The organism is Reyranella sp., from assembly GCF_004297265.1.
Classification (GTDB): Bacteria; Pseudomonadota; Alphaproteobacteria; order Reyranellales; family Reyranellaceae; genus Reyranella.
This window is the reverse complement of sequence record NZ_SCUT01000045.1, coordinates 124926-148038: the sequence shown is the minus strand read 5'-3', so window position 1 is coordinate 148038 and position 23113 is coordinate 124926. Positions and strand designations below refer to the sequence as shown.

Annotated in this window: 20 protein-coding genes; 13 read left to right on the top strand and 7 right to left on the bottom strand. The window is 67.4% G+C overall.

The genetic code is table 11. The features are described 5' to 3' along the window. The first annotated feature begins 73 nt into the window (after positions 1-73). The 4 genes from EPO41_RS19425 to EPO41_RS19410 all read left to right on the top strand — a co-directional run bounded on the left by EPO41_RS19425 (position 74) and on the right by EPO41_RS19410 (position 3496). Complete coding sequence (locus EPO41_RS19425) at positions 74-994, top strand: class I fructose-bisphosphate aldolase (protein WP_296328391.1); 921 nt, start codon at positions 74-76, stop codon at positions 992-994. 650 nt (positions 995-1644) lie between these two features. Next, positions 1645-2118: a hypothetical protein gene (locus EPO41_RS19420; RefSeq protein ID WP_296328389.1), complete on the top strand. Its 474-nt coding sequence runs from the start codon at positions 1645-1647 to the stop codon at positions 2116-2118. A 19-nt stretch (positions 2119-2137) separates the two neighbouring features. Next, a complete protein-coding gene (locus EPO41_RS19415; RefSeq protein WP_296328386.1) occupies positions 2138-2917 on the top strand; it encodes an ABC transporter substrate-binding protein in 780 nt (259 codons plus the stop codon). Between the two features lie 78 nt (positions 2918-2995). Beyond that, a complete protein-coding gene (locus EPO41_RS19410) occupies positions 2996-3496 on the top strand; it encodes an ester cyclase (protein ID WP_296328382.1) in 501 nt (166 codons plus the stop codon). Here the strand turns inward: EPO41_RS19410 and EPO41_RS19405 are convergent. Further along, positions 3480-4532: an SGNH/GDSL hydrolase family protein gene (locus EPO41_RS19405; protein WP_296328381.1), complete on the bottom strand. Its 1053-nt coding sequence runs from the start codon at positions 4530-4532 to the stop codon at positions 3480-3482. The genes EPO41_RS19410 and EPO41_RS19405 overlap by 17 nt on opposite strands. Before the next feature lie 128 nt (positions 4533-4660). On the opposite strand from EPO41_RS19405, the gene thiE reads away from it, so the two are divergent. Continuing rightward, positions 4661-5305 (top strand): thiamine phosphate synthase, encoded by a 645-nt coding sequence (thiE, locus tag EPO41_RS19400; RefSeq protein WP_296328379.1) that lies wholly within the window; start codon positions 4661-4663, stop codon positions 5303-5305. Here thiE and epmA read toward each other — a convergent pair. Further along, the gene (gene epmA, locus EPO41_RS19395; protein ID WP_296328375.1) at positions 5285-6280 is read right to left on the bottom strand and encodes an EF-P lysine aminoacylase EpmA; all 996 of its coding nucleotides are present in this window, start codon (positions 6278-6280) and stop codon (positions 5285-5287) included. The genes thiE and epmA overlap by 21 nt on opposite strands. 44 nt (positions 6281-6324) lie before the next feature. Here epmA and EPO41_RS19390 point away from each other — a divergent pair, with 44 nt between their 5' ends. The 6 genes from EPO41_RS19390 (at position 6325) to EPO41_RS19365 (ending at position 11942) form a co-directional block, all read left to right on the top strand. Then, positions 6325-6678: an MmcQ/YjbR family DNA-binding protein gene (locus EPO41_RS19390; RefSeq protein ID WP_296328373.1), complete on the top strand. Its 354-nt coding sequence runs from the start codon at positions 6325-6327 to the stop codon at positions 6676-6678. Between the two features lie 134 nt (positions 6679-6812). After that, positions 6813-7382, top strand: coding sequence for an elongation factor P (gene efp, locus EPO41_RS19385; protein WP_230549376.1), 570 nt, complete (start codon positions 6813-6815; stop codon positions 7380-7382). Positions 7383-7454: 72 nt separating this feature from the next. Further along, positions 7455-8303, top strand: a complete 849-nt coding sequence (locus EPO41_RS19380; protein ID WP_296328706.1) for an inositol monophosphatase family protein — start codon at positions 7455-7457, stop codon at positions 8301-8303. A 115-nt stretch (positions 8304-8418) separates the two neighbouring features. Next, positions 8419-9489, top strand: coding sequence for an OmpA family protein (locus EPO41_RS19375; protein ID WP_296328370.1), 1071 nt, complete (start codon positions 8419-8421; stop codon positions 9487-9489). Positions 9490-9522: 33 nt separating this feature from the next. Continuing rightward, positions 9523-10665, top strand: a complete 1143-nt coding sequence (locus tag EPO41_RS19370; protein ID WP_296328367.1) for a flagellar motor protein MotA — start codon at positions 9523-9525, stop codon at positions 10663-10665. A gap of 5 nt (positions 10666-10670) precedes the next feature. After that, a complete protein-coding gene (locus EPO41_RS19365; RefSeq protein ID WP_296328365.1) occupies positions 10671-11942 on the top strand; it encodes a peptidoglycan -binding protein in 1272 nt (423 codons plus the stop codon). Between the two features lie 34 nt (positions 11943-11976). On the opposite strand, the gene EPO41_RS19360 is transcribed toward EPO41_RS19365, so the two are convergent. Beyond that, complete coding sequence (locus EPO41_RS19360) at positions 11977-12405, bottom strand: DUF1489 domain-containing protein (protein WP_296328363.1); 429 nt, start codon at positions 12403-12405, stop codon at positions 11977-11979. A 160-nt stretch (positions 12406-12565) separates the two neighbouring features. Between EPO41_RS19360 and EPO41_RS19355 the strand changes: the two genes are divergently transcribed. Beyond that, positions 12566-17542, top strand: a complete 4977-nt coding sequence (locus EPO41_RS19355) for an alpha-2-macroglobulin (protein WP_296328359.1) — start codon at positions 12566-12568, stop codon at positions 17540-17542. A 5-nt stretch (positions 17543-17547) separates the two neighbouring features. Further along, on the top strand, positions 17548-19584 hold the full coding sequence (gene pbpC, locus EPO41_RS19350; RefSeq protein WP_296328356.1) for a penicillin-binding protein 1C: 2037 nt from the start codon (positions 17548-17550) through the stop codon (positions 19582-19584). A 6-nt stretch (positions 19585-19590) separates the two neighbouring features. On the opposite strand, the gene EPO41_RS19345 is transcribed toward pbpC, so the two are convergent. The 4 genes from EPO41_RS19345 to EPO41_RS19330 form a co-directional block, all read right to left on the bottom strand. Then, on the bottom strand, positions 19591-20184 hold the full coding sequence (locus EPO41_RS19345; protein ID WP_296328353.1) for a LysE family transporter: 594 nt from the start codon (positions 20182-20184) through the stop codon (positions 19591-19593). 51 nt (positions 20185-20235) lie between these two features. Continuing rightward, the gene (locus EPO41_RS19340) at positions 20236-21144 is read right to left on the bottom strand and encodes a hydroxymethylglutaryl-CoA lyase (RefSeq protein WP_296328349.1); all 909 of its coding nucleotides are present in this window, start codon (positions 21142-21144) and stop codon (positions 20236-20238) included. A gap of 67 nt (positions 21145-21211) precedes the next feature. Then, positions 21212-22183, bottom strand: coding sequence for a cupin domain-containing protein (locus EPO41_RS19335; protein WP_296328348.1), 972 nt, complete (start codon positions 22181-22183; stop codon positions 21212-21214). A gap of 103 nt (positions 22184-22286) precedes the next feature. Next, a complete protein-coding gene (locus EPO41_RS19330; RefSeq protein WP_296328345.1) occupies positions 22287-23105 on the bottom strand; it encodes an ABC transporter permease in 819 nt (272 codons plus the stop codon). Positions 23106-23113 lie beyond the last annotated feature (8 nt).

Below are 23113 nucleotides of genomic sequence, written 5' to 3'. Positions count from 1 at the left end.
GCCCCGCCGGGGCTTGAACCGCTCCTTCCGCGCCGCTATCACCGCGCGGACCGCACAAAATGGGAGTCCGGACGTGAAGATCACCCGCACCGTCAAGAAGATCCTCGACAACTACGAGAGCGATTGCCCCGGCACCAAGGCCAACCTGGCCCGCATCCTGATGCACGGCCGCCTGGGCGGCACGGGCAAGATGGTGATCCTCCCCGTCGACCAGGGCTTCGAACACGGCCCGGCCCGCTCCTTCGCGCCGAACCCGGACGCCTACGACCCGCACTACCACTACCAGCTGGCCATCGACGCCGGCCTGAACGCCTACGCCGCTCCGCTCGGCCCGCTCGAGGCCGGTGCCGACACCTTCGCGGGCGCCATCCCGACCATCCTCAAAGTCAACTCGGCCAACTCGCTGTCGACCAACAAGGACCAGGCCGTGACGGCCACCGTGTCCGACGCGCTGCGTCTGGGCTGCTCGGCGATCGGCTTCACGATCTATCCGGGCTCGGAAGACCAGTACGAGATGATGGAAGAGATCCGCGAGATGTCGGAAGAGGCCAAGTCGGTCGGCCTCGCCGTCGTCATGTGGTCCTATCCGCGCGGCGGCAAGCTCGACAAGGCCGGCGAGACGGCGCTGGACGTCTGCGCCTACGCTGCCCACATCGCCGCCCTGCTCGGCGCGCACATCATCAAGGTGAAGCCGCCGACCAACGTGCTGTGGCAGCCCGAGGCCAAGGCCGCTTACGAGAAAGCCAACGTCGACACGTCGACCCTGGCCGCGCGCATCAAGCATGTGATGCAGGCGACCTTCAACAACCGCCGCATCGTCGTCTTCTCCGGCGGCGAGGCGAAGGATCTCGAGGGCCTCTTCACCGAGATCCGCGGCCTGCGCGACGGCGGCGCCAACGGCTCGATCATCGGCCGCAACACCTTCCAGCGCCCCCGCGCCGACGCGCTCGACATGCTCGACAAGATCATCGCGATCTATCAGGGCAAGATGTAGAACAAGCTGAAATAGAGACCCTCAAGGGGCGTTGGGTAACCTCAGGGTAACTCAGCGCCCTTTTTTGCTTTGTTGGCGGAGCGTCAACCCTCACGTCGAGAGCGGCAAAGGTTGGCGGCGGCGTATCGCTCCCGGAGAGGTCAGGTGGCGTCGCTGCCGATGACATCCACCTCGCCGGACTCAAGCCCGACGGATTGCCGCCGCCTCGAAGCGCACTCCCTGTCGAGCTTCAAGGGTACGACCGCTGGTTGCAGCCTGTCGCGGGCTGCTGCAAACTCCGCAATCTTGATGAGGGCGCTGCGTGTTTGTCGGCTATCTCGCTCCTTTCCCGATCGGTCCCACTGCCAGACGGACCTGTGTCGTGCCACTCGGCGGGTCGCTGCCGTGAGGCGGTCACTCGTGCGTCCTGATGCCGCTCGCGTCGATGCGGTTTTGCCGCGGATGCTTGCTGGCTGATGGGGCCACTCGGATGGTTCCTGAGCCGCATCACGATATGGGCTCAGAAGCGCGACGGGCTCGTTGTCGATCCCGAGCTTGTCGCGGGCCGCCCCCCCGGTTGGGCCAGGTCGAGCTTTTGGCTCCTGGTCCTGCTGATGGCTTGGCCTTTCGCACTCTGGGCGCTCATGCGGACTTTGCCCGAGGCTTGGGCGATGGACGCTGCACGAGCGACCTGGAGACTGCGACCGGGCACGTCGAACTTTTCGTTACTCTACTGCACCGGCGAGTGCCGCGATCTGATCTTCGGGATGATCGCGCTACCTGCGGCCTGGCTTGTCGGCATCTTCGGCGCGGTCTGGTGGTTCAAGATCTCCACCGCGCGCATTCGATATCAGCTGAAGCTCGTGCAAGATCAGCCATTGCCCGTCGACAGAGCGACCGGCATCGACAAGATTGCGCTCGGTTTTCGGAGCTGGCCAATCACGGCCGCGCTACTCGTTTTCTTCATCGCCCTGATGACGAGCGTGCTGTCGGAGTTCGTCGGTCAGATTCACTACGGCCAGGAGGGTGCCAGCACGGTCTATACGACCTGGCGGTTTGCCTACCCGTGCGCCGTCCTGAGCCTGGCGATCGCTTCCACAGGAGCGCTGGCCGTTATCGTGCGGCGCCTAAAGCAACTGTCGTAGAAGCAAAAACGACAATGGTGTGCGGATTGCCGCGCGTTTCGCGAATCTCGACACTCAGGCTCTTTCCGCGCTGCTCGACCAGCTGCTGCAGGAGGGGATCGACGTTCTCGTGGCATATGGTGCCGCCACAAGGGTCGTTCCCGCGGCCCAACGATCCGTCCCTGTCGTATTTTCGTTCAGCGGCGATCCGGTCGCGGCCGGATATGTGCGCAGCATGGCTAGGCCCGGGATCAATGCGACCGGCAACTCACAGCTCATGTGGGAGCTGGTCGGAAAGCGCATCCAGCTTCTCCGTGAAATTGCCCCAGGTGCAAAAAACACGCTCGTGGTCCAGAGCCCCGACCATCCCGGGGAATCCGAGGAGCGCACACGCACGCAAAGCGCTGCAAGCCAGCTCGGACTGGAACTCATGGTACGGCCCGTCCGGGATCGAGCGACGCTGGAAGCGGCCCTCGGCGAGAGTGCGGCCAGTGGTTGCGACTCGATGCTGTGCTTCACCGACTCGGTGACGATCGCCAACAGGCGCATCATCGCGGATCATGCCCGGCGATTGCGCATTCCGGCGGTGTTTCCCCGACGCGAGTATTGCGTGGCCGGCGGCCTGGTGAGTTACGGCCCGAATGTTCCCGCCTTGATCTCGCAGCTGGCCCGGTTCATCGAACGGATCGCCGCCGGAGTCTCCCCTGGCGACATCCCGGTCGAATGGCCCACGGTCATCGAGACCGTCATCAACAACCGGACAGCCAACGAGATCGGGATTCCGATACCGCTGAACGTCATGGCGAGGGCGGACGACTGATCGATTGACCACGGCCACGGCAGCTTGCGTCGCGGCCTTTTCTTTGCTGGGCTCGGTCGAAGTTCCAGGAGTTGGCGGATGCGTACAGAGTTACCCAAGGAAGTTGAAGTCGATCTGACGCCGGCCCGACTCAGCGCGCAGAAGAACCTCGTGCGGATGTTCTACAAGGACCTTTGGGACAAGGCCGACCTGACGATCGTTCCCCGGATCTTCCATCCCGACTTCACTTTTCGCGGCTCGCTCGGTCCCGTACTGGTAGGCCACCGACAATTCGGCGACTACGTGAGCTGGCTGACGAACACGCTTGAGGATTATACCTCCGACATCCTCGAACTCATCGAAGAAGGAAATCGCGTCTCCGGCAAGCTCCGCTTCCATGGCATCCACCGCCGGTCGCTGTTCGGCGAACCACCGACCAACGCGCGGGTGTGGTGGTACGGTGCTCCCATCTTCACCTTCGAGGGCCCGCTCGTGCGCGACCTGTGGGTGCTCGGCGACATCCACGGCCTGCGCACCCGGCTTGCTCCCTCGGCAGCGGAGCCGCTGAGCTTCGACCGGGCCGTCAGCGCGAGGCCGTGACCTCGAGCAGGCCGTTCTCACGGACGTACTTCGCGATCTCCCGCGATATCAGCTCGTGGGCGGCCTGGTTCGGGTGCCCGTCGCCCACGATGTAGAGATTCGTGCCCTTGTCGCGCTCGCGCTGGAAGGCCTCGGTGAGGTCGAGCAGCCGGACGTCGCCGATGACGCGCTGCAGTCCCTGGGGCGCCGAGTAGTAGTTCGTCGGCAGGTAAACCACGAGCAGCTTGGCCCCGATCGCGGACGCCGACCGTTCCATCTCGCGCAGCAGGAAGGCCAGCGCCTCCTCCTTCTTCTCGTCGCTCGGCGTGTTGTAGGTAGCCCTTGCGTATTCGATCCGTCCGCGAATCACGTCGATGCCATGGTCCAGCCAGCCGATCGGATCGATGAAGTCGCCCGCCAGGTGCCGCTGGAACCGGCGCACGCCGTTGCTTTCCGGCCGTCCGATCCGCGGCTCGCCCGCCTCGTTCCATGTGACATGCGAGGCATTGAAGCAGAACGGGTAGTAGGACGGGAGACACGGCATGAGGTTGCGCTCGAAATGGTGTGCAATGATCCCGTACACGACGAGCTTCGGCGCGAGATCGCCGTGGCGCTGCAGGACCTGCAGCGACTGGGTCGTGCCGTAGGCGGCCATCGCGAAGTTGGAAACGCTGGCGTCGAGCTCGCGCGAGAGGTGGCGCGCCCAGGTATCCTCGTTGGCCAGCGCATAGCCCCAGGTGAACGAGTCGCCGACCACCATGATGTCGACCTGTTCGGGGCTGCGCTGCCCCGGCCCGTCGACCCGCGCGCCGCGATCGTCGGTGTAGATGTCGAAGGCGAAGGTCTTCCGGTCACGGACCGCCGGATAGATGCGGCGGGCATGGGAGCTGGGATTGGCGCGCGCGCCGATCTCCGGGTCGAAGACCAGCAGAAGGTCCCCTTCCGACAGCAGCGGAATATGCGGAACGGTGAGGTAGCTGGCGATGGCTATGCCCGCCAGGAGGCTGACGACGGTCGACGCCAGTAAGAGGGCGACGGTTTTCCTGACTTTGCTCATGAATCCTGGCGAGAAGGCTTCCACCAGTTAGCCCCGGCCGCCGCACGAAAACAATGGCGGCATTTTCGCCATGGGCCCTCGACGGGGCGCCGGCTTCCGCATACATCACGGGCAAAATCAGGCAGCCCGTGACCCGTCTCTATCTCATCTCCCCGCCCCACATCGAGCATCCCTCGATCTTCGCCGACGAACTGCGCGCCGCCCTCGACGGCGGCGACGTCGCGGCCTTCCAGCTGCGGCTGAAGGACGTGCCCGACGAGGCGATCGCTCGCGCCGCCGACACGCTGCGGCCGATCTGCCAGCAACGCGGCGTGGCGCTCATCATGAACGACCGACCCGATCTCGCCGTGAAGCTCGACTGCGACGGCGTCCATGTCGGCCAGGACGACATGCCCTGCGCCGAGGCACGGCGGATCGTCGGGCCCGACCGCCAGATCGGCGTCACCTGCAAGGCCTCGCGCCATCTCGCGATGGAGGCAGCCGAAGCCGGCGCCGATTATGTGGCCTTCGGTGCGTTCTTCTCCTCCGCCACCAAGCCGGTGACGACGCCGGCCGACCTCGAGATCGTCGAATGGTGGAGCAGCCTGATGGAGGTGCCCTGCGTGGCGATCGGCGGCATCACCGTCGAGAATTGCAGGCCCCTGATCGAAGCGGGCGCCGATTTCCTGGCCGTCGCCGACGGCGTGTGGAGCTACAAGGACGGTCCGGAAGCGGCAGTCCGCGCCTTCAACGAACTCTTCGCCGCGCACGGATCATCGGACGGGGAGCCATAGCACCTCTTCGATGTGCGAGGCCCCGCTCGCCAGCATGACCAGCCGATCGAACCCGAGCGCGATTCCGGAACAATCCGGCAGGCCATGGTCGAGCGCCGCCAGGAAATCCTCGTCGACCGGCCAGCGCACGCCGTAGAGTTCCTCCTTGAGGTCCATGTCCGCCACCAGCCGCTCGCGCTGGATGCTCGGATCGGTCAGCTCGCCGAAGGCATTGGCAAGCTCGACACCGCAGACATAGAGTTCGAAGCGTTCCGCCACGCGGGGATCGCCGGGCTTGGCACGGGCGAGTGCCGCCATCGAGATCGGGTATTCGCAGAGGATGGTCGCCCGGCCCATGCCGAGGCGCGACTCGACTTTCTCGAACATGATGCGGAAGAATACGTCCTCCCAGCTGTCACCGGCATGCATGGCAATGCCCGAGGCACCCGACAGCGCTTCGGCATTGCCGAGTGTCGCGAACAGATCGACCCCGGCATGGCGTACGAAGGCCTCCGCCACGGTGAGTCGCTCCGGTTCGGCCCTGGGATCGCAGGCATGGCCGCCCCAGCGCAGTTCGTCGACGCCGGTCGAGGCGAGCAGCGCCCTGCAGTCGGCCATGATCGTCTCGTAGCCCGTGCCGGCGCGATACCATTCCAGCATCGTGAACTCGGGATGATGCAGGGCCGAGCCTTCGGCGTTGCGGAAGACGTGCGCGAACTGGAAGATCTTCGGCATTCCGCCCGCCAGCAGCTTCTTCATCGCGAATTCGGGCGAGCTGTGCAGCCAACGCTCCCGGCTTTCGCCGTTGGGTAGCTCCCATTCCGTCGCGAAGCCCGCGAGATGGACCTCGGCGCCGGGGGCAGCCTGCAGGATCGGCGTCTCGACCTCGACGAAGCCTTCGGCTGCGAACCACTGCCGCATCGCGGCCTGGACGCGGGCACGCGCCTGAAGATGCGGCAGGCGCCGCTCGAGCCTGTCGGGACGCCACTCGTTCATGCCCCACCATCGCATGCGAACGGCGCGGCGTGTAGGGTGTCGTCATGACGCCCAAGCAGATCGACGCCTTCTGCCGCACGCTGCCGGCCGCGACGCGGACCGTGCAATGGGAAGGTGTCACCGTCTTCAAGGTGGGCGGCAAGATGTTCTGCCTGATCGGTCCACCGGGCCATTCCGTTGCGCGTCTCTGCTTCAAGTGTCCACCCGAGCATTTCGACGCCCTCTCGCATGCCGAGGGGTTCAGGCCCGCGCCCTATCTCGCCCGTGCGAAATGGGTGGCCCTCGAGGACCCGTCGGTCCTGACGCCGGCCGAGACGCGGGCGTACCTGAAACAGGCGCATGCCGTCATCGCGGCGGCCCTGCCAAAGAAGAAACAGGTCGAACTGGGCCTGAAATAGCCCCGAAAGGCCCCGGCGGGCCCGGTTGCGACCCCGGGCCGCCTTTGATAGAAGGCCCGCGCCGGCCTCGAACCGCTTCTGCGGGCGAGGCCGAATTCCATTCATCCGAGACAGCGGTAGGGCCGGGTAACTCCATGAAAGTCCAAGTCAATTCGATCCGAGCCGGCAACGTCATCGAGTACAACGGCAAGCTCTGGGTGGCCTCGAAGGTCCAGCACATCAGCCCCGGCAAGGGTGGCGCCTTCGTCGCCATCGAGGCCAAGGCGCTGCGCGAGGGCAACAAGCTGCAGGAACGCTTCCGTTCGGGCGAGACCATCGAGCGCGTCCATATCGACGAGCGCGAGTGCACCTACCTGTTCAAGGACGAGAACGGCTTCACGTTCATGGACAAGGAAACCTTCGAGCAGCTCGTGGTTGGCGCCGACGTCCTCGACGAGGATCAGTCGCGATGGCTGCAGGACGGCATGGAAGTGACGGTGTCGCTCTATGAAGGCACCCCGGTGGGCGCCGAGTTGCCCAAGACCGTGGTTCTGGCCGTTACCGAGGCCGACGCCGTCGTGAAGGGCCAGACCGCTTCCTCTTCCTACAAGCCCGCGATCGTCGAGGGCGGCATCCGCGTGATGGTGCCACCGCATATCGGCGTGGGCACGCGCCTGGTGATCAATACCGAGGAAGGCACCTACATGGAACGCGCCAAGGATTAGGCGCGCACCGTGGCCCTTCCCACCAACCGTCCCCCGCGAGAGACCCCGGTCGCCCGTGTCGGCCGCGCCCCGATGGGCGAAGCACGCGAGCGTTCGGGTCCGCCCGAGCGCAAGTCGCTGGCCCAGCGCTCGGCCACGATCACCGTCATGATCCGCGCCGCCTTTGCCGCGGCCAAGAATCTCAAGCGCGACTTCGGCGAGGTCGAGCATCTGCAGATCTCGGAGAAGGGTCCCGGCGACTTCGTGAGCCACGCGGACATCAAGGCCGAGCGCACGCTGCGTGCCGAGCTGTCGCGTGTCCGTCCCGACTACGGTTTCCTCGGCGAGGAAGGCGGCGAGACCAAGGGCGATGGGCGCAACCGCTGGATCGTCGATCCGCTCGACGGCACGACCAACTTCCTGCACGGCGTCCCCCACTTCGCCATCTCCATCGCGCTGGAGCGCGAGAAGGAGATCATCGCGGGCGTCATCTACCAGCCGATCTCCGACGAGCTGTTCTGGGCCGAGAAGGGCAACGGCGCCTATATCGACACGCCGAACGCCCGGTCGCGCCGCCTGCGCGTCTCGGGTCGCAAGGACCCGGCACGCGGCCTGATCGGCACCGGCATTCCCCATATCGGCAAGGGCAACCACGCCGCCTATCACGCCAAGCTGGCGGCGGTCACCGAACGTACGGCCGGCGTCCGCCGCTGGGGCGCCGCAGCGCTCGACCTCGCCTTCGTGGCAGCCGGCCGCTACGACGCCTTCTTCGAGTTTGGCCTGGCGCCCTGGGACGTCGCGGCCGGGATCCTGATGGTGCGCGAGGCCGGCGGCCTCGTCGGCGACGTCGCGGGGCAGCCCTACGAACTCGGCGGACCGTCCCTCCTCGCCAGCAACTTCGGCCTGCGCGATTCGATGGTCGAGATCCTGTCCAAGGCCTGACGGCCGCATCACCGTCAGGTCCGTTCATCCTCTACTGCGTTGCCGCGAGCGGTTGAGCGCTGAGCGACCATTCGTTATGGTCGACCCGCCAAATCCCTTGGAAAGGCAATCGGTTATGCCCCCCTCTTCGGCCGTTGCACGCAGCTTCGCCCTCGCCGTGGTCGGCGTCGGCGCGGCGTCGTTCGCGGCCCATGGGCAGAACGTCACCGCCTTCAACCCGTACTCCGGCGCCGGCCTGACGGGCGGACCACTGCCGCAATACACATCGCCGCCGGGCGGCCCGGCCGTTGATGCCGCTGGTCCCCCCGGTCCGGTCGCCGGTCCGGCTTTCAATCCATGGTCATCTCCCGCCCCGGCGCTGGCGTCACGCGAGGCCGCTCCTCCGCAAACCCATCGCCCGGCACCACAGACCAAGGCAGGTGCCTCCCTGCCGCCGCCCCCGCCCGGTCCGATCAGGAGTCGTGTCGTCGCCGTCCCCGAGCTGACGACGAGCCGCAGCAAGCCGCGCGATATCGCGAAGGCCAGCGCCGCTTACGTCGAGCCGGCGGTCAAGCCCGCTTCCACGCCGACCGTCCCGCCGGTGGTTGCCGCGCCTGTCGCCGTACCACCGGCTCAGGCTCAGGCTCCGGTGCCGGCAGCCGCCGTGCCTGCCACCCCCGTGCCGGCAACGCCGCCGGCGGCTGCGGCAACACCGGCTGCACCTTCGCCGGTCGCCGCTGCGCCCGCCTCGGTTCGGTCCGCGCCTGCGCCGACAAACGCACCGACCGCCCCTGGCCTGACCGCGCCGGCGCCGCCCGTGGCTGCGGCGCCCCCACCTCAACCTCCTGTGGCCCCGCAGCGCCAGATGGCTGCCGTCGCGCCCGCGCCTTCGCCGCCGCCCGTTCCGCCGGCGCGCAGCGGCGTCGCGGTCACTCTGGCCTTCGCCGCCCGGTCGACCGAACTGTCGGATGCCGCCAAGGCCGAGCTCGATCGCCTCGCCAAGGACCTGACCGACCGTGCGCTGCGACAGGTCGAACTGCGCAGCGTCGCCGAAAACGGCGATCCGGACAGCCGCAAGATCTCGCTGGCCCGGGCGCTGATCGTGCGGAATTACCTGATCGACAAGGGCGTTCGATCGAGGATCGAGATCGCCTCCATCGTGGGCGATGGCGGCGAGCGGGTGGAAATCCTGGTGCCGAGCACATGATCCCCCAAGCGTCCGCAGGCATCGGGAGACAGTATGAGTAATCCGATTCCGTATCTCGTTCGCATGCTGCTGTTCCTCGCGATCGTGGCCTGCATCGCCTACCTCCTCCACCACGATCTGCTGCGCGTGTTCCTGAACACGCCAATCCTCAACAGCGTCATCCTGGGCGTGCTCGCCATCGGCATCTTCTTCGTGATGCGCCAGGTCCTGTCCCTGTGGCCCGAAGTGCGCTGGCTGCGGCGCTTCCAGCATCGCGAGCCCGGCGCACCGCCGCTCGAAACCGACTCCATCGACCTGATGGCCCCGATGGCCGCCATGATGGGCGACCGGCAGGACAATTTCCGCCTGTCGCCCACGGCGACGCGGGCCATGCTCGACGGCATCGCCAGCCGCCTCGACGAGCGGCGCGAACTCAGCCGCTACATGATCGGCCTGCTGATCTTCCTCGGCCTGCTCGGCACCTTCTGGGGCCTGCTGGAGACCATCGGCGCCGTCGCCGACGCCATCGTCGGCATGCAGGTCACCGGCGGCGATGCGGTGCAGATCTTCGCCAAGCTGAAGCAGGGTATCGAGGGACCGCTCAAGGGCATGTCCACGGCCTTTGGCGCCTCGCTGTTCGGCCTCTCCGGCTCGCTCGTGCTGGGCTTCCTCGAACTGCAGGCGAGCCAGGCTCAGGGCCGCTTCCACACCGAGCTCGAGGAATGGCTGGCAGGCGCCACGCGGCTCTCGAGCGGCACGCTCCAGACCGAAGGCGAGCAGGGCGTCTCGGCCTATGTCGAGGCCCTGCTGGAGCGCACGGCCGACGGTCTCGACGATCTCACGCGCACGCTCCGCCGCAGCGAAGAGGGTCGCGAGCAGGCGGCGGCCGCCAACGCCGCGCTGGTCGAGCGCCTGTCGTCGCTGACCGAGAGCATGCGCTCGCAGCAGGCGCTGCTGGCGCGCCTCGCCGAACAATCGATCGAACTGCGCGGCGCCGTCGGGCGGCTGACCGAGCGCAAGCCGGAAACCGGCAGCGAGGCCTTGCTGGCCCATCAGCGCAACATCGAGGCCGGCCTTGCCCGCCTGATCGAGGAAAGCGTGCGCAGCCGCACCGCGCTGGCCGATGAGCTGCGCGGTGAGTTCCGCCTGCTCGCCCGCACCATCGCCTCGATGCGCAACGCGACGCCGGGCGACTGACCACCATGGCAGCCGCATCCCGCCGTCGAGGAGGAGGAGGCGCCGACTACACTTGGCCGGGTTACGTCGACGCGCTGACGACCCTGCTGATGGTGCTGATCTTCCTGCTGTCGCTGTTCAGCGTCGCGCAGTTCACCCTGACCGACACGCTCAGCTCCCGCGACAGCGCGATCGACGCCCTGAACAAGCAGCTCGGCAGCCTGGCCAGCGTGCTGTCGCTGGAGAAGGCCGCGAGCGAGAACCTGAAGCAGGATCTCGAGAAACTCACCCTCCAGCTCCGCGAGAATCAGGCCGAGCGCGACCGGCTGGGCGCCGATCTGGCGGCCCAGCGCGGCGCTACCGATGCGCTGAAAAGCGAGCGCGATCGTCTCACCGCCGATCTTTCCAGCCAGCGCAGCTCGTCGGACGCCCTGAAGATCGAGCGGGACCAGCTCACCGAGCGCCTGACCTCGATGATGGTGGAACGCGACCGGCTCGCCGCCTCGCTCGAAACCGCCAACAGGGAGGCCAAATCCACCGCCTCCCAGGCCGGCGACCTGCAAAAGGAGGTCGAACGCCAGCGGCTGGAGCTCACGCGGCTCGCGGCCTCGCTGGCCGCCGCCAATCAGGAAAAGGGCAAGCTGTTCGGCGATCTCACGGAGGAGCAGAAGCTCAGTGCCGAGCAGAAGTCCGCAGTGGTGCGGCTCACCGCCGAGCTGGCGGCCCTCAAGAGCGAGCTCGCCCGCCTCAGCACCGTCCTCGACGCCGCCGATGCCAAGGCCAAGGAACAGCAGGCGCAGATCGTCGATCTCGGCCAGAAGCTCAACCGCGCGCTGGCCAGCAAGGTCGAGGAGCTGGCGCGCTACCGCTCCGAGTTCTTCGGCAAGCTGCGCGAGGCGCTGCGTGGCCAGCAGGACATCCAGGTCGTGGGGGACCGTTTCGTGTTCCAGTCGGAAGTGCTCTTCGCCTCCGGCTCAGCCAAACTCCAAGAGAGCGGCGAGAAGCAGCTCGCCAGCGTCGCCCAGCGCCTCGTCGAGCTCTCCACCAGCATTCCCAAAGACATCAACTGGGTCATCCAGGTGGACGGCCACACCGACAACAAGCCGATCGCCAGTGCGCAGTACCCGTCGAACTGGGAGCTGTCGGCTGCCCGCGCCATCGCCGTGGTCAAGTTCCTGCACAGCGAAGGCATCCCGAACGATCGCTTGGTGGCGGCTGGATACGGCCAATACCAGCCGCTGTCGTCGACCGACGCCGCTCGCAACCGCCGCATCGAGCTCAAGCTCACCAATCGGTAGAGCCAGCCAGTCACTCGGCGAGGCGACGAAATTCTTAGAGAAGCCCGAGTCTCTTCAGCTCGGCCGCCATTTCGGCCGGCATGTCGGCCGTATCGCCGCTCGACAGGTCGGGGGGCGCACGCTCGGGCTCGAGGTAGCGCCATCCCTGGAAGGGTTTGCAGGCACGGGGCGCGGTTTCGATCAGCGGGCGCTTGAGCTTGATGCGGCAGAACTTCTTGCCGCTCTCCTCGTCGAAATCATCCTCGAAGCCAATCAGTTCCTGCCGGCATCGGATGACGCCGCGCACCACCCAGTAGAGCGAGCCACCCAGCAGATCCTCGGCCCGCCGCGGCGAGTTGCGGGTGTAGATCCAGTGTGGCGAGCGTGCCGACTGCCCCCGCTCCCGGCGTCGTGCCGCCTGGACCTTCTTCATGTGGGCAAGGTCGTCGACGCCGACCGCCAGCTTGATGAGATGCAACGCCATCGCCTGCGCTTAGTACGTGACCGGTCGCCTGCTCAAGCGCCGCCTATCCACAGCGTGACCTTCGCGCCACAGGCTGCGAGAATTACAGTTCGGACTTCGGACTCCACACTGTCTGCACAATCCACGCTCTATTGTCCGGTCGCATTTTGCGAGGGTTCCCATGAATCGATCGACGCTGGCCGCCCTGATTGTGGCCCTCATGCTGGGCTCCGGCATTGCGGGTTACCTGATCGGGAGACCGGGCGATTCGCTCGACCGCCCCCCACCGGCACCTGCGACTGTCGCGGCACCTCCCGCCACGGCACCGGCCACGCCAACTCCGCCGGCGAACCCGCCGGCGCAGACGGCCCAGTCCTCCGCGCCGGCCGCCATCGTGCAACCGCCGGCATCGCCCTCCGCCCCCTTCTCCTTCCGTCGCGTCGCGGTCGATTCCAGCCGCAGCGAGGCTGAAGCCTGCCTCGCCTTCAACAAGCCGCTCGCCACCGGCGACGTGAAGTACGGCGACTTCATCCGCATAGAGCCTGAAGCCAAGACCGCGCTCCGTACCGTCGACGACCGGCTGTGCATCGCGGGCCTCACCTACGGCCAGGACTATACCGTGAAGCTGCTGGCGGGCTTTCCGGGACGCGACGGCGAGAAGCTGCGCGACGAGCAGAGCGTGAGCGTGGCGCTGGGCGCCCGTCCCGCCGTCGTGAACCTTCCAGGCAAGGGCTTCATCCTGCCGCGTGGCAGCGCCGCCGGCCTGCCTGTCACGACCATCAACGTCTCCAAGGTCGGAATCTCGGTCTATCGCGTGAACGAGCGCGGCATCGATCGCTTTTCCGCCGACCGCTACTACGATGTGGCTTTCCCCGGCTCCGAGCCGATCACCGAATCCTGGTCGCTGCGCAGCTGGCTGAACGGCAGCAACGGCGCCGAGCAGTGGACCGGGACGATGGAGGTGCGGAACGTGCCCAACCAGGCCGTCGTCACCGCCTTCCCGATCCGCGAGACGATCCAGGACTGGAAGCCCGGTGCCTATTTCGTCGTGGTGTGGAATGCCGCCAAGCCGCCGTCGCGCGACTATGACGACGACGAGTCGACCAACGGCGCCGCCGCCGGCCTGTGGGTGATCGACACCGACATCGGCCTCACCTCCTTCAGCGGCGACGACGGGCTCAACGTCTTCGCGCGCTCGCTGCAGACCGCGCAGCCGCTGGCCGGCATCGAGGTCACGGTCCTGTCGCGCGGCAACGAGCCGATCGGTAAGGTGGTGACGGGCGCCGACGGCCGCGCCTCCTTCGCGGCCGGCCTGCTCAGGGGCACCGGCGCCGCCGAACCCGTCGCCGTCATGGCGCAGGATCCGGCGAAGAAGGAATTCTCGCGCCTCGAACTCACCAAGTCGGCCTTCGACCTGTCCGACCGCGGCGTCGATGGCCGGCCGCAGCCCGGCCCGGTCGACGCCTTCCTTTATACCGAGCGCGGCATCTACCGGCCCGGCGAGACCGTGCAGCTCATGGCGCTGATGCGCGACGACGCGGCCAACGCCCTGTCGAACCTGCCGGTCACCCTGATCGTCAAGCGGCCGGACGGCAGCGAGTTCACGCGCTTCACCCACGCCCTGCACGGCTCCGGCGCAGTTGCCCAGGCGATCGACCTGCCGAAGTCCTCGCGGCGTGGCCGCTGGTCGGTTGCCGCCCATATCGATCCCAAGGGCGCACCGGTCGGCCGGGCCGAATTCTCGGTCGAGGATTTTGTACCCGAGAAACTCAAGGTCGAGCTCACGCCCGACGAGCCGATCATCCGGCCCGGCAGCGTGAACCGCTTCGTCCTCTCGGCCGACTTCCTCTATGGCGCGTCGGCCTCGGATCTCGCCGTCGAAGGCGACATGCGCATCACGGTCGACGACAACCCGTTCCCGGCCTTCGCCAAATACCGCTTCGGCCCCGAGGACGATCGCGAGAAGTTCGAACCGCCCTTCATCGAACTGAAGGGCGAGAATACCGACCAGGCCGGCAAATCGAGCCTCGAATGGGCCGGCGACCTCGCCAGGGAAACCGTTCTCCCGCTGCGTGCCCAGATCCAGGCGCGCGTCTTCGAACCGGGCGGCGGCCGCGCCACCAAGACCGAGAAAGTCATGCCCGTGCGCACCCGAAACACCTATATCGGTGTCCGTCCGACCTTCGAGGGCCGCTATTCCCGCGAAGGCATCGATACCGAGTTCGACGTGGTGGCAGTCGACGCGGCCGGTACCCAGATCGCCCGCCCCTCGGTCGAGTACCGGATCGAACGCATCACCAACGCCTATCAATGGTTCCAGGTGGACGGCCGCTGGCGCTGGCAGTCGGTCACGAACACCCGTCTGATCACGGCCGACAAGGTGACCCTGAAGGCCGACACGCCGACCCGTCTCTCGCAGCGGCTGGACTGGGGCCAGCACAGGCTCACCGTCATCGACAACGAGAAGAACACCTCGACCAGCCTCACCTTCTACGTAGGCTGGTACGGCGGCACGGGGACCGAGGAGGCACCCGACACGCTGCGCGTCGCCAGCGACAAGCAGAATTATGCGCCGGGCGACACGGCCCGCCTGCGCATCGAGGCGCCGTTCGCCGGCGAGGCGCTGATCGCCATCGCGACCGACCGCATCGTCTCCACACAATCGGTCCAGGTGCCGGCCGGCGGCACGACGGTCGACATCCCGGTGAAGGGTGAATGGGGTGCCGGCGCCTATGCGCTGGTCACGGCCTGGCGGCCGCTGGCGGCGCCGGCCGAACGCACCCCCACGCGGGCCATCGGCGCCACGTGGCTGGGTCTCAACCCGACCCTGCGGACGCTGGGCATCCAGATCGGCACGCCGGAAAAGATCACGCCGCGCCAGCGCATCGAAGTGCCGGTGAAAGTCTCGAACCTGCAGGCCGGACAGGAAGCCTTCGTCACCCTGGCTGCGGTGGATGAGGGCATCCTTCAGCTCACCCGCTACAAGACGCCCAATCCCGCCGACCACTATTTCGGCAAGCGTCGCCTCGGCGTCTCGATGCGCGACGATTACGGCCGCCTGCTCGATACGCGCGCCGACGAGCTCGGCCGCATCCGGGCCGGCGGCGATGCCGGCGAAATTGGCGGCCTCGACATCGTGCCGACGCGCACCGTCTCGCTGTTCAGCGGTCCGGTGAAGCTCGACGACAAGGGCGAAGCAAGGATCGCCTTCGACATCCCCGACTTCATCGGCCAGCTCCGGCTGATGGCGGTGGCCTACGACAAGACTCGCGTCGGCTCGGGCGAGCAGCGTCTGTTCGTGCGCGATGCCGTCACGGCCGACGTCGTGCTGCCGCGCTTCCTCGCGCCCAAGGATCTCGGGCGAGTGGCGTTGTCGCTGCACAATGTCGACGGCCAAGCGGGCGACTACCGAGTGACCCTCACCGCGAACGGCTCGGTCTCGCTCGAACGGCCGGTAAGCGAGACGAAGCGCCTCGCCGCCAACCAGCGCGAGCTGCTGACCTGGCCGCTGCGCGCCGGCGAGGCGGGCTTCGGCAAGGTCACGGTCGCCGTCCAGGGACCAGGCAACTTCGCCGTCCAGCGCGAATGGGACATCCAGGTGCGGCCGGCACAGACGCCCAGCGCCGTCGACACGGCGGCGCGCCTCGCGCCCGGCAACGAGGCCACGGTCGACCGCAACGTGATCGCCGCCTTCGCGCCCGGGACCGCGCAGGTCAGCGCCTCGCTGACCCGCATTCCGGGGATCGACGTCGCGGGACTGCTGCGCCAGCTCGACAAGTATCCGTTCGGCTGCATCGAGCAAACGACCAGCCGTGCGATGCCGCTGCTCTACTACAATGACGTGGCGCTGCTGGGCTACGGCCCGGCCGATCCGCGCATCAACGAGCGCGTGCAGGATGCCGTCTATCGCATCGTCGACATGCAGCTGCCCGACGGATCGTTCGGCATGTGGGGGCCCTTCTCCACGCCTGCGGCAGAATGGCTGCAGACCTACGTGCTCGACTTCCTGGTCCGCGCGAACCAGCAGCAGATGACGGTACCCTCCGCCTCGCTGCAGCGGGCGTTGAACTGGCTCAACAAGACCGCCGAGAAGCTCTCGCCCAATGCCCAGGCCTATGCCTGGTACGTGCTGGCGAAGTCGGGCTACGCCGATCCTGGCCGGGTCCGCTACTTCCAGGACACGAAGGCGGCAGAGATGAAGGGCGGCATCGCCTGGGCCATGCTGGCGGCGGCGCTGAACCAGGTGGGCGAACCGGGGCGCGGACGCCTCGCCTTCGCCACGGCGCGCCAGCGCATCGACGAGCGGGACCCGTCCGATTACTACGGCTCGCCGCTGCGCAACCGCGCGGCGCTCGTCACGCTCGCCGTCGAGGCCGGTGGACGCGATGCCCTGACCGAAGTGACGAGCCTGGTGGGCGAACGCCTCACGTCGTCCGTCAATCTCACCACGACCCAGGAGCAGGCGTGGCTGGTCATGGCGGCGCGTGCCATGAGCGGCAGCAGCCAGCTCGCCTATTCAGTGGATGGCCAGCAACGCCAGTCGGCTACGGAACCGGTGACCTTCAACCCGGACGCGGCGGCGCTGGCCCGCGGCCTCAAGCTGCGCAACGACACCGACCGGCCGATCTGGATGCAGGTGACGGCGCGTGGTGTGCCGGTCGATCCGCAGCCCGCGGCGACGGCCGGTATCAGCGTCGAGCGTGAATTCCTGAAGTTCGACGGCGAGCCCAGTTCGCTGGGCCACGTCGTACAGAACGAGCGGTTCATCGTCTCGATCTCCGGCCGCAACCTGGAAGGTGGCTACCACGAGGTGGCGCTGCTCGACCTGCTGCCGGCCGGCTTCGAGATCGAAGCGGTGCTGAACGACGAGACGGCGAAGTCCTTCCCGTTCCTGTCCGACCTCACCGAGACCCGCATTGCCGAGGCGCGCGACGACCGCTTCTTCGCGTCCTTCAACATGGGCACTCGGCCCTACCAGACCTGGTGGGATTCCTCGGCCAAGAACCCGAACTCCTATCACGTCGCCTACATCGTCCGCGCCGTGACGCCCGGCACCTATGCCGTCCCGGCAACGAACGTCTCCGACATGTATGCGCCGCGGGTCTATGGCCGGACGGCGATGCGCGCGCTGACGATCGTTCCCGCGGGAACGAAGTAGCCCGCATGCGGCTCAGGCCCCTGCTGGCCGGCCTCGCCGTCGCCGCCACGACCCTGGTGGCGACGGCGCTGACGATCGACCGTCTCTTCCCGCCCGACCTGTCGCGCTATCATGACCGGTCGACCGAGGTGGTCGACGCCAACGGCCGACTGCTGCGCGCCTTCACGACGGCCGACGGCAAGTGGCGCCTCAAGACGTCGGTCGACGATGTCGATCCGCTCTATCTCGGGCTGCTCAAGGCCTATGAGGATCGCCGGTTCGATTCGCACTGGGGAGTCGATCCGCTCGCGGCACTACGCGCGGCCGGCCAGCTCGCCGAGCGGGGCCGCATCGTATCCGGCGCCTCGACACTGTCGATGCAGGCCGCCCGCCTGCTCGATCCCCGGCAGCGCAGCTTCACCACCAAGCTCCTCCAGTCGGCCCGCGCGCTGCAGCTCGAATGGCGCTACTCCAAGCGCGACGTACTGGCGATCTATCTGACGCTGGCCCCGATGGGCGGCAATCTGGAAGGCGTGCGCGCCGCGTCGCTGGCCTATTTCGGCAAGGAGCCGCGCCAGCTCAGCGCCGCCGAGGCCGCGCTGCTGGTCGCCATCCCCCAGTCGCCGGAACGACGACGCCCGGACAGAGCCTCGCTCGTGGCGCAGAAGGCGCGCGACCGTGTTCTGGAACGCGGCGTCGAACATGGCGTGATTGATGCACCCCAGTTCGAGATGGCGCGAAGCCGTCTCGCGCCCGATCGCCGGCTCGCGCTGCCGATGCAGGCGCCGCATCTCTCGACCTGGCTGGCGGGCCAATCGCCCGGCACCGCCGTGCCGACCACGGTGCGCTACGAACTGCAGCAGTCGATGGCCCAGCTGGTGCACGAGGAGCGCCGCCAGTTGGGCGATGGCGCCGAGATCGCCATGGTCGTGCTCGACAACCGCACCGGCGGAGTCGTCGCCTGGCTGGGGGGCGACAATTTTTTCGGACGCGCCGGCCAGGTCGACCTGGTGCGCGCCCGCCGTTCGCCCGGCTCGGCGCTGAAGCCGTTGATCTACGCCATGGCGTTCGACGACCGGACGCTGCATCCCGAGACGCTGGTCGAGGATGTGCCAGTTCGTTTCCGCGACTGGCTGCCGCGCAATTTCGACCGCGACCATCAGGGCGCGGTGACGGTGCGGCGCGCGCTACAACAATCCCTGAACGTGCCGGCGGTGCTGGCACTGGAAAAGGTCGGCCCGCAGCGCTTCCTCTCCACCCTGCGCACCGCCGGCGCGTCGCCCGGCCTGCCGCCTGGCGACAACGGAAACTCATTGGGCGTCGCGCTCGGCAGCGCCACGATCTCGCCGCTCGAGATGGCGGGGCTCTATGCCGGGCTGGCCAATGGCGGCCGCTTCGCGCCGCCCCAGGTCCGCCGTGACCGGCCGCGATCCGAGCCGCTCCGCCTCCTCGGACCAACCGCCGCCTGGTATGTCTCCGACGTGCTGGCAGAGGCGCCGCTGCCCGAGGGCTTCGCCTCCCTGCCGGTCGCGCTGCGCGAGCGCCGCATCGCCTTCAAGACCGGCACCTCGGCCGGCTATCGCGATGCCTGGGCCGCCGGCTACAGCGCCAACTGGACCGTCGTCGTGTGGGTCGGCCATGCCGACGGCACGCCGCGCCCCGGCCAGCTCGGCCGGCTCTCGGCGCTGCCCATCCTGTTCAAGGCGTATGGCCGGCTCCCCGGTGAGGACAACCGCTCGATCCGGCCGCCGGCCGATGCCATCAGGGTCGCATCCCATCGCGAGCTGCCGCCGCGCATGCGCACGCTTGCCCCCTATGCCGAAACCAGCGGCGGCCCGCGCATCGCCTATCCGCCGGCCGATGCCCGCATCGAACTGGCCGCGCGCGAGACCGTCGTCTTGAATGCCATGGGCGGCCAGGGCCGCCTGCGCTGGCTGGTCGACGGCCGCCCATTGGAGGGAACTCAGTGGGTGCCCGACGGCGCCGGCACGGCGCGTCTCGCCGTCGTCGACGAAGCAGGCCGCTCGAGTTCCATCACCGTCAGGATCGTTCAACGGCAATAGCCGTATTCAGACGACGAAGGCCAGCGCGACCGATCCGACGAGCGACAAGGCAAACGCCACGTTGATGATCAGGTTGGTGCGCGGATCGCGGAAGAAGCGCGTGAGCGCCGCACCGGCGACCAGCCACACGACGTTCACCGCGGTGATGACCAAGGTCAGCACGACGAGCTTCAACGCCACGTCTGCCCCCAGCCGGTCCGGCAACAAGGTGAAGCCGGAATAGAGCGCGCCCATCGCGACATAGCCCTTGGGATTGACCAGCGACAGCAGCAGCCCTGCCGTAACGGTCGGCGGTTCCCCGCGCGCACCCTCTTCGGACAAAGGCGGCGCGGTCGCGATGCGCCAGGCCAGCCACAGGAAATAGAGCGCGGCCAGCGCCGCCACGACAGACGCCACGCCCGGCACGGCGAGCAGCAGGCCGACCATGCCGCTGGCCACGACCGCCATCACCGCGACCATGCCCACCACAATGCCCGCCAGATAGCCGATGCCCCGGCGCGCGCCGAACGCCGCACCGGCGGCGGCCAGGCTCAGCGTCGCCGGGCCAGGGCTGCCGGCCAGCGCGATCGCGGCGATCAGGAATCCGGAAAGAGCGTCCATGCCGGCGATTTGACGCCGGCCATGGACTTCCGTCTTGAACGTTCGTGAGGCTTAGGCCGCTGCCTTCGCCTTGAGCGCCTGGGCCACCTTGGACGCCGGCTCGCGACCGAGCGCGGCGCAGATCTCGCGGCCGGCTTTGGCGATGGCGTCGAGGTCGACGCCGTGCTCGATGCCGAGGCCGTTCATCAGGTAGATCACGTCCTCGGTGCCGACATTGCCCGAGGCGCCCTTGGCGTAGGGGCAGCCGCCGAGGCCCGCGACCGCGGTATCGAACACGGCGATACCGCGCTCCATGACCGCCAGGATGTTGGCCAGCGACTGGCCGTAGGTGTCGTGGAAGTGCGCGGCGATCTTTTCACGCGGCATCTTCTCGGCGACGGCATCGATCATGGCAACGCATTCGCCGGGCGTGCCGACGCCGATCGTGTCGCCGAGTGACACTTCATAGCAGCCCATGCGGAACAGCCGCTCCGACACTTCGGCCACCTTGGCGGGCGAGACCTTGCCGTCATACGGGCAGGCGATCACCGTCGAGACGTAGCCGCGCACCTTCATGCCGTGCTTCTGCGCGGCTTCCATCACAGGCGCGAAACGCTCGAAGCTCTCGTCGATCGAACAGTTGGTGTTCTTGCGGCAGAAGGCTTCCGACGCCGCCGTGAAGATCGCGATCTCGCCGACGCCGGCCTCGACCGCGCCGTTCATGCCCTGCTTGTTGGGTACGAGGACCGGATAGCTCACGCCCGGCTTGCGCTGGATGCGCGCCATGACCTGGTCGGTATTGGCCATCTGCGGCACCCACTTGGGCGACACGAAGCTGCCGGCCTCGACCGCCGAATGGCCGGCGGCCGACAGCGCGTCGATCAGCGCCACCTTGGCGTCGACCGAAACCGGCTTTGCCTCGTTCTGCAGCCCATCGCGCGGCCCGACTTCGACCAGCCGCACGCGCTTGGGGTGATTCATGGTTACCTCCCGTTACTGGCGCCACATACTGCACCAGTGGGAAGGCCGCCAGTCAGTATTTTCGCCGCTATGGCGTCTGCGAAATATGCGCGGTGCGATCGTGTCCGGGATGGCTGAACATGATCTCCAGGGTCCGCAGGTAGGTGTGCAGACCGGCATCCTGGATGGGCAGGACGTGGGCATCCGCTCCCGATTCATTGTGGTGCGAATGCCAGTAACCGGGCGGCGTGATGAAGCTGGCGCCGGGCGCCCAATCCTCGCGACGGCCGTTCCTGATCATGCCGGACTCGTCGAGTTCCGTGCCGATCATCGTGTAGCAGCCGGGCTTGCAGTCGATGACGAAATCCAGCGCCACCGATTCGTGGCGGTGCGGATACTGGATCTTGTCCTTCGGCAGGAGGCCGAACATCGTCCACATCGTGTGGGTGATGGTGCGCGTGGCAGGGAAGTTCCTGTTGGCCAGCAGGACACTGACCCGGTTCGCCTGCGCGGTCTTCGGATCGGACGCGATCTCCGCGAGTTTCTGCTGGGCCTTGCTGTGCTGATAGAAGGTGGGCTTGAAGCGCGCGACCGACGGTGCCGCGCCAAGGTAGCGCAGCAAGGGTGCATCGTGCACCCAGTAGAGGCCCGCCTCGCCGTCCGAATGATGCATGGCATGGCCGTGCGCCGGCAGCACGATGTAGTCGCCCTGCGACCACTGGATCGTCTCGCCACACGCATCCGTGCGCCCGTTACCCCGGAACACGAAGAACACCTGGCTGGTCGCCTCGGCCGAGGTCATGACCGAGCCGCGATCGATGCGGATGAAGTTGGCGCAGAGGGCCGGGCTCGTCGCCGGGCCAACGATCCCCAGCTCCTCGCTGACGTCGAGCGGCTGCACGCGCGTCGGCCCCTCGTCGAAAAAGGACGGCGAGAAGGCCCGGTACGGCACCGGCGGGATGATGCCCTGCCGGATCGGGTTCGCTGCCGAACTGTAGTCGAAGTACTGTGCGTCGCTCGTCAGCAGGGTGCCGTTGGGAAAACTCTCGCTGCCAGGCATGAAGACCTCCTCGTCTGGAATCCACGTAGGATTCGGTCCGCTCGGGACCGGAGCAGTCTTGTAGCGCCGTCGTATTTCAAATCCACGAAGGAATACGGATCTCTCAGACCACGGTCTCTTTGAGCTTCCCCGCACGGCCAAGAACGAACGCCACAGCGGCAAGCGCCAGCACGGTGAAGGCGATCAGCAACGTCGCAACGGCGGTGATCGTCGGATTCACCTCGAGAACCAGCTCGTTGAACATCTTCTTCGGCACGGTCTCGTACTTGCCGGCGATGAACGAGGTCACGATGACCTCGTCGAAACTGCCGATGAAGGCGAAGATCCAGGCGGCGAACACGCTGGGCGCCAGGTTCGGCAGCACGACCTTGCGCATCGCGTAGCTCCAGGAGGCGCCGAGGCTCCAGGCGACCTGCTCGATCCGCTGGTCGAACTCGCGGATCGCGACGCCCAGAACCATCATCACCAGCGGCACGTTGAGCAAGGTGTGGGCGACCACCAGGCCCAGGAGCGAGCCCAGCAGGCCGACCTTGGCCAGGGCGAGATAGAGCGCAATCGCCACGATGATGGTCGGCACGATCAGCGGCGCCATGAAGTTGCCCTCGGCCCAGTCGCGGCCCTTGAAGGTGCCGCGCCGCAAGCCGTAGGCCGCAAGTCCGCCCAGGACCAGCGCGGCAAGTGACGAGATCGCAGCGACGAAGGTCGAGGTCCACATCGCCTCCATCCAGCGCGGATCCCCGAAGAAGGTCTCGTACCAGCGCAGCGACAGGCTGGGCGGCGGAAAGGTGAGCGCCCGCGCCGAGGAGAAGGACATCGGGATCACGATGACCAGCGGCACGGTGAGGAAGACCAGGCCGAAGACGCCCATGGCCGCCAGCCCGCGCCGCGTCCAGACCGACCCGCCGATCGCTTCGCGGCTCATGCCCCGTC

Coding starts and splice junctions, on each gene's coding strand:
- EPO41_RS19410 (WP_296328382.1), top strand. CDS start 2,996: ATGCGTACAGAGTTACCCAAGGAAGTTGAAGTCGATCTGACGCCGGCC.
- EPO41_RS19405 (WP_296328381.1), bottom strand. CDS start 4,532: ATGAGCAAAGTCAGGAAAACCGTCGCCCTCTTACTGGCGTCGACCGTC.
- EPO41_RS19360 (WP_296328363.1), bottom strand. CDS start 12,405: ATGGCGTTGCATCTCATCAAGCTGGCGGTCGGCGTCGACGACCTTGCC.
- efp (WP_230549376.1), top strand. CDS start 6,813: ATGAAAGTCCAAGTCAATTCGATCCGAGCCGGCAACGTCATCGAGTAC.
- EPO41_RS19370 (WP_296328367.1), top strand. CDS start 9,523: ATGAGTAATCCGATTCCGTATCTCGTTCGCATGCTGCTGTTCCTCGCG.
- EPO41_RS19330 (WP_296328345.1), bottom strand. CDS start 23,105: ATGAGCCGCGAAGCGATCGGCGGGTCGGTCTGGACGCGGCGCGGGCTG.
- EPO41_RS19335 (WP_296328348.1), bottom strand. CDS start 22,183: ATGCCTGGCAGCGAGAGTTTTCCCAACGGCACCCTGCTGACGAGCGAC.
- EPO41_RS19380 (WP_296328706.1), top strand. CDS start 7,455: ATGGGCGAAGCACGCGAGCGTTCGGGTCCGCCCGAGCGCAAGTCGCTG.
- EPO41_RS19345 (WP_296328353.1), bottom strand. CDS start 20,184: ATGGACGCTCTTTCCGGATTCCTGATCGCCGCGATCGCGCTGGCCGGC.
- EPO41_RS19375 (WP_296328370.1), top strand. CDS start 8,419: ATGCCCCCCTCTTCGGCCGTTGCACGCAGCTTCGCCCTCGCCGTGGTC.
- pbpC (WP_296328356.1), top strand. CDS start 17,548: ATGCGGCTCAGGCCCCTGCTGGCCGGCCTCGCCGTCGCCGCCACGACC.
- EPO41_RS19355 (WP_296328359.1), top strand. CDS start 12,566: ATGAATCGATCGACGCTGGCCGCCCTGATTGTGGCCCTCATGCTGGGC.
- EPO41_RS19340 (WP_296328349.1), bottom strand. CDS start 21,144: ATGAATCACCCCAAGCGCGTGCGGCTGGTCGAAGTCGGGCCGCGCGAT.
- EPO41_RS19365 (WP_296328365.1), top strand. CDS start 10,671: ATGGCAGCCGCATCCCGCCGTCGAGGAGGAGGAGGCGCCGACTACACT.
- epmA (WP_296328375.1), bottom strand. CDS start 6,280: ATGAACGAGTGGCGTCCCGACAGGCTCGAGCGGCGCCTGCCGCATCTT.
- EPO41_RS19420 (WP_296328389.1), top strand. CDS start 1,645: ATGGACGCTGCACGAGCGACCTGGAGACTGCGACCGGGCACGTCGAAC.
- EPO41_RS19390 (WP_296328373.1), top strand. CDS start 6,325: ATGACGCCCAAGCAGATCGACGCCTTCTGCCGCACGCTGCCGGCCGCG.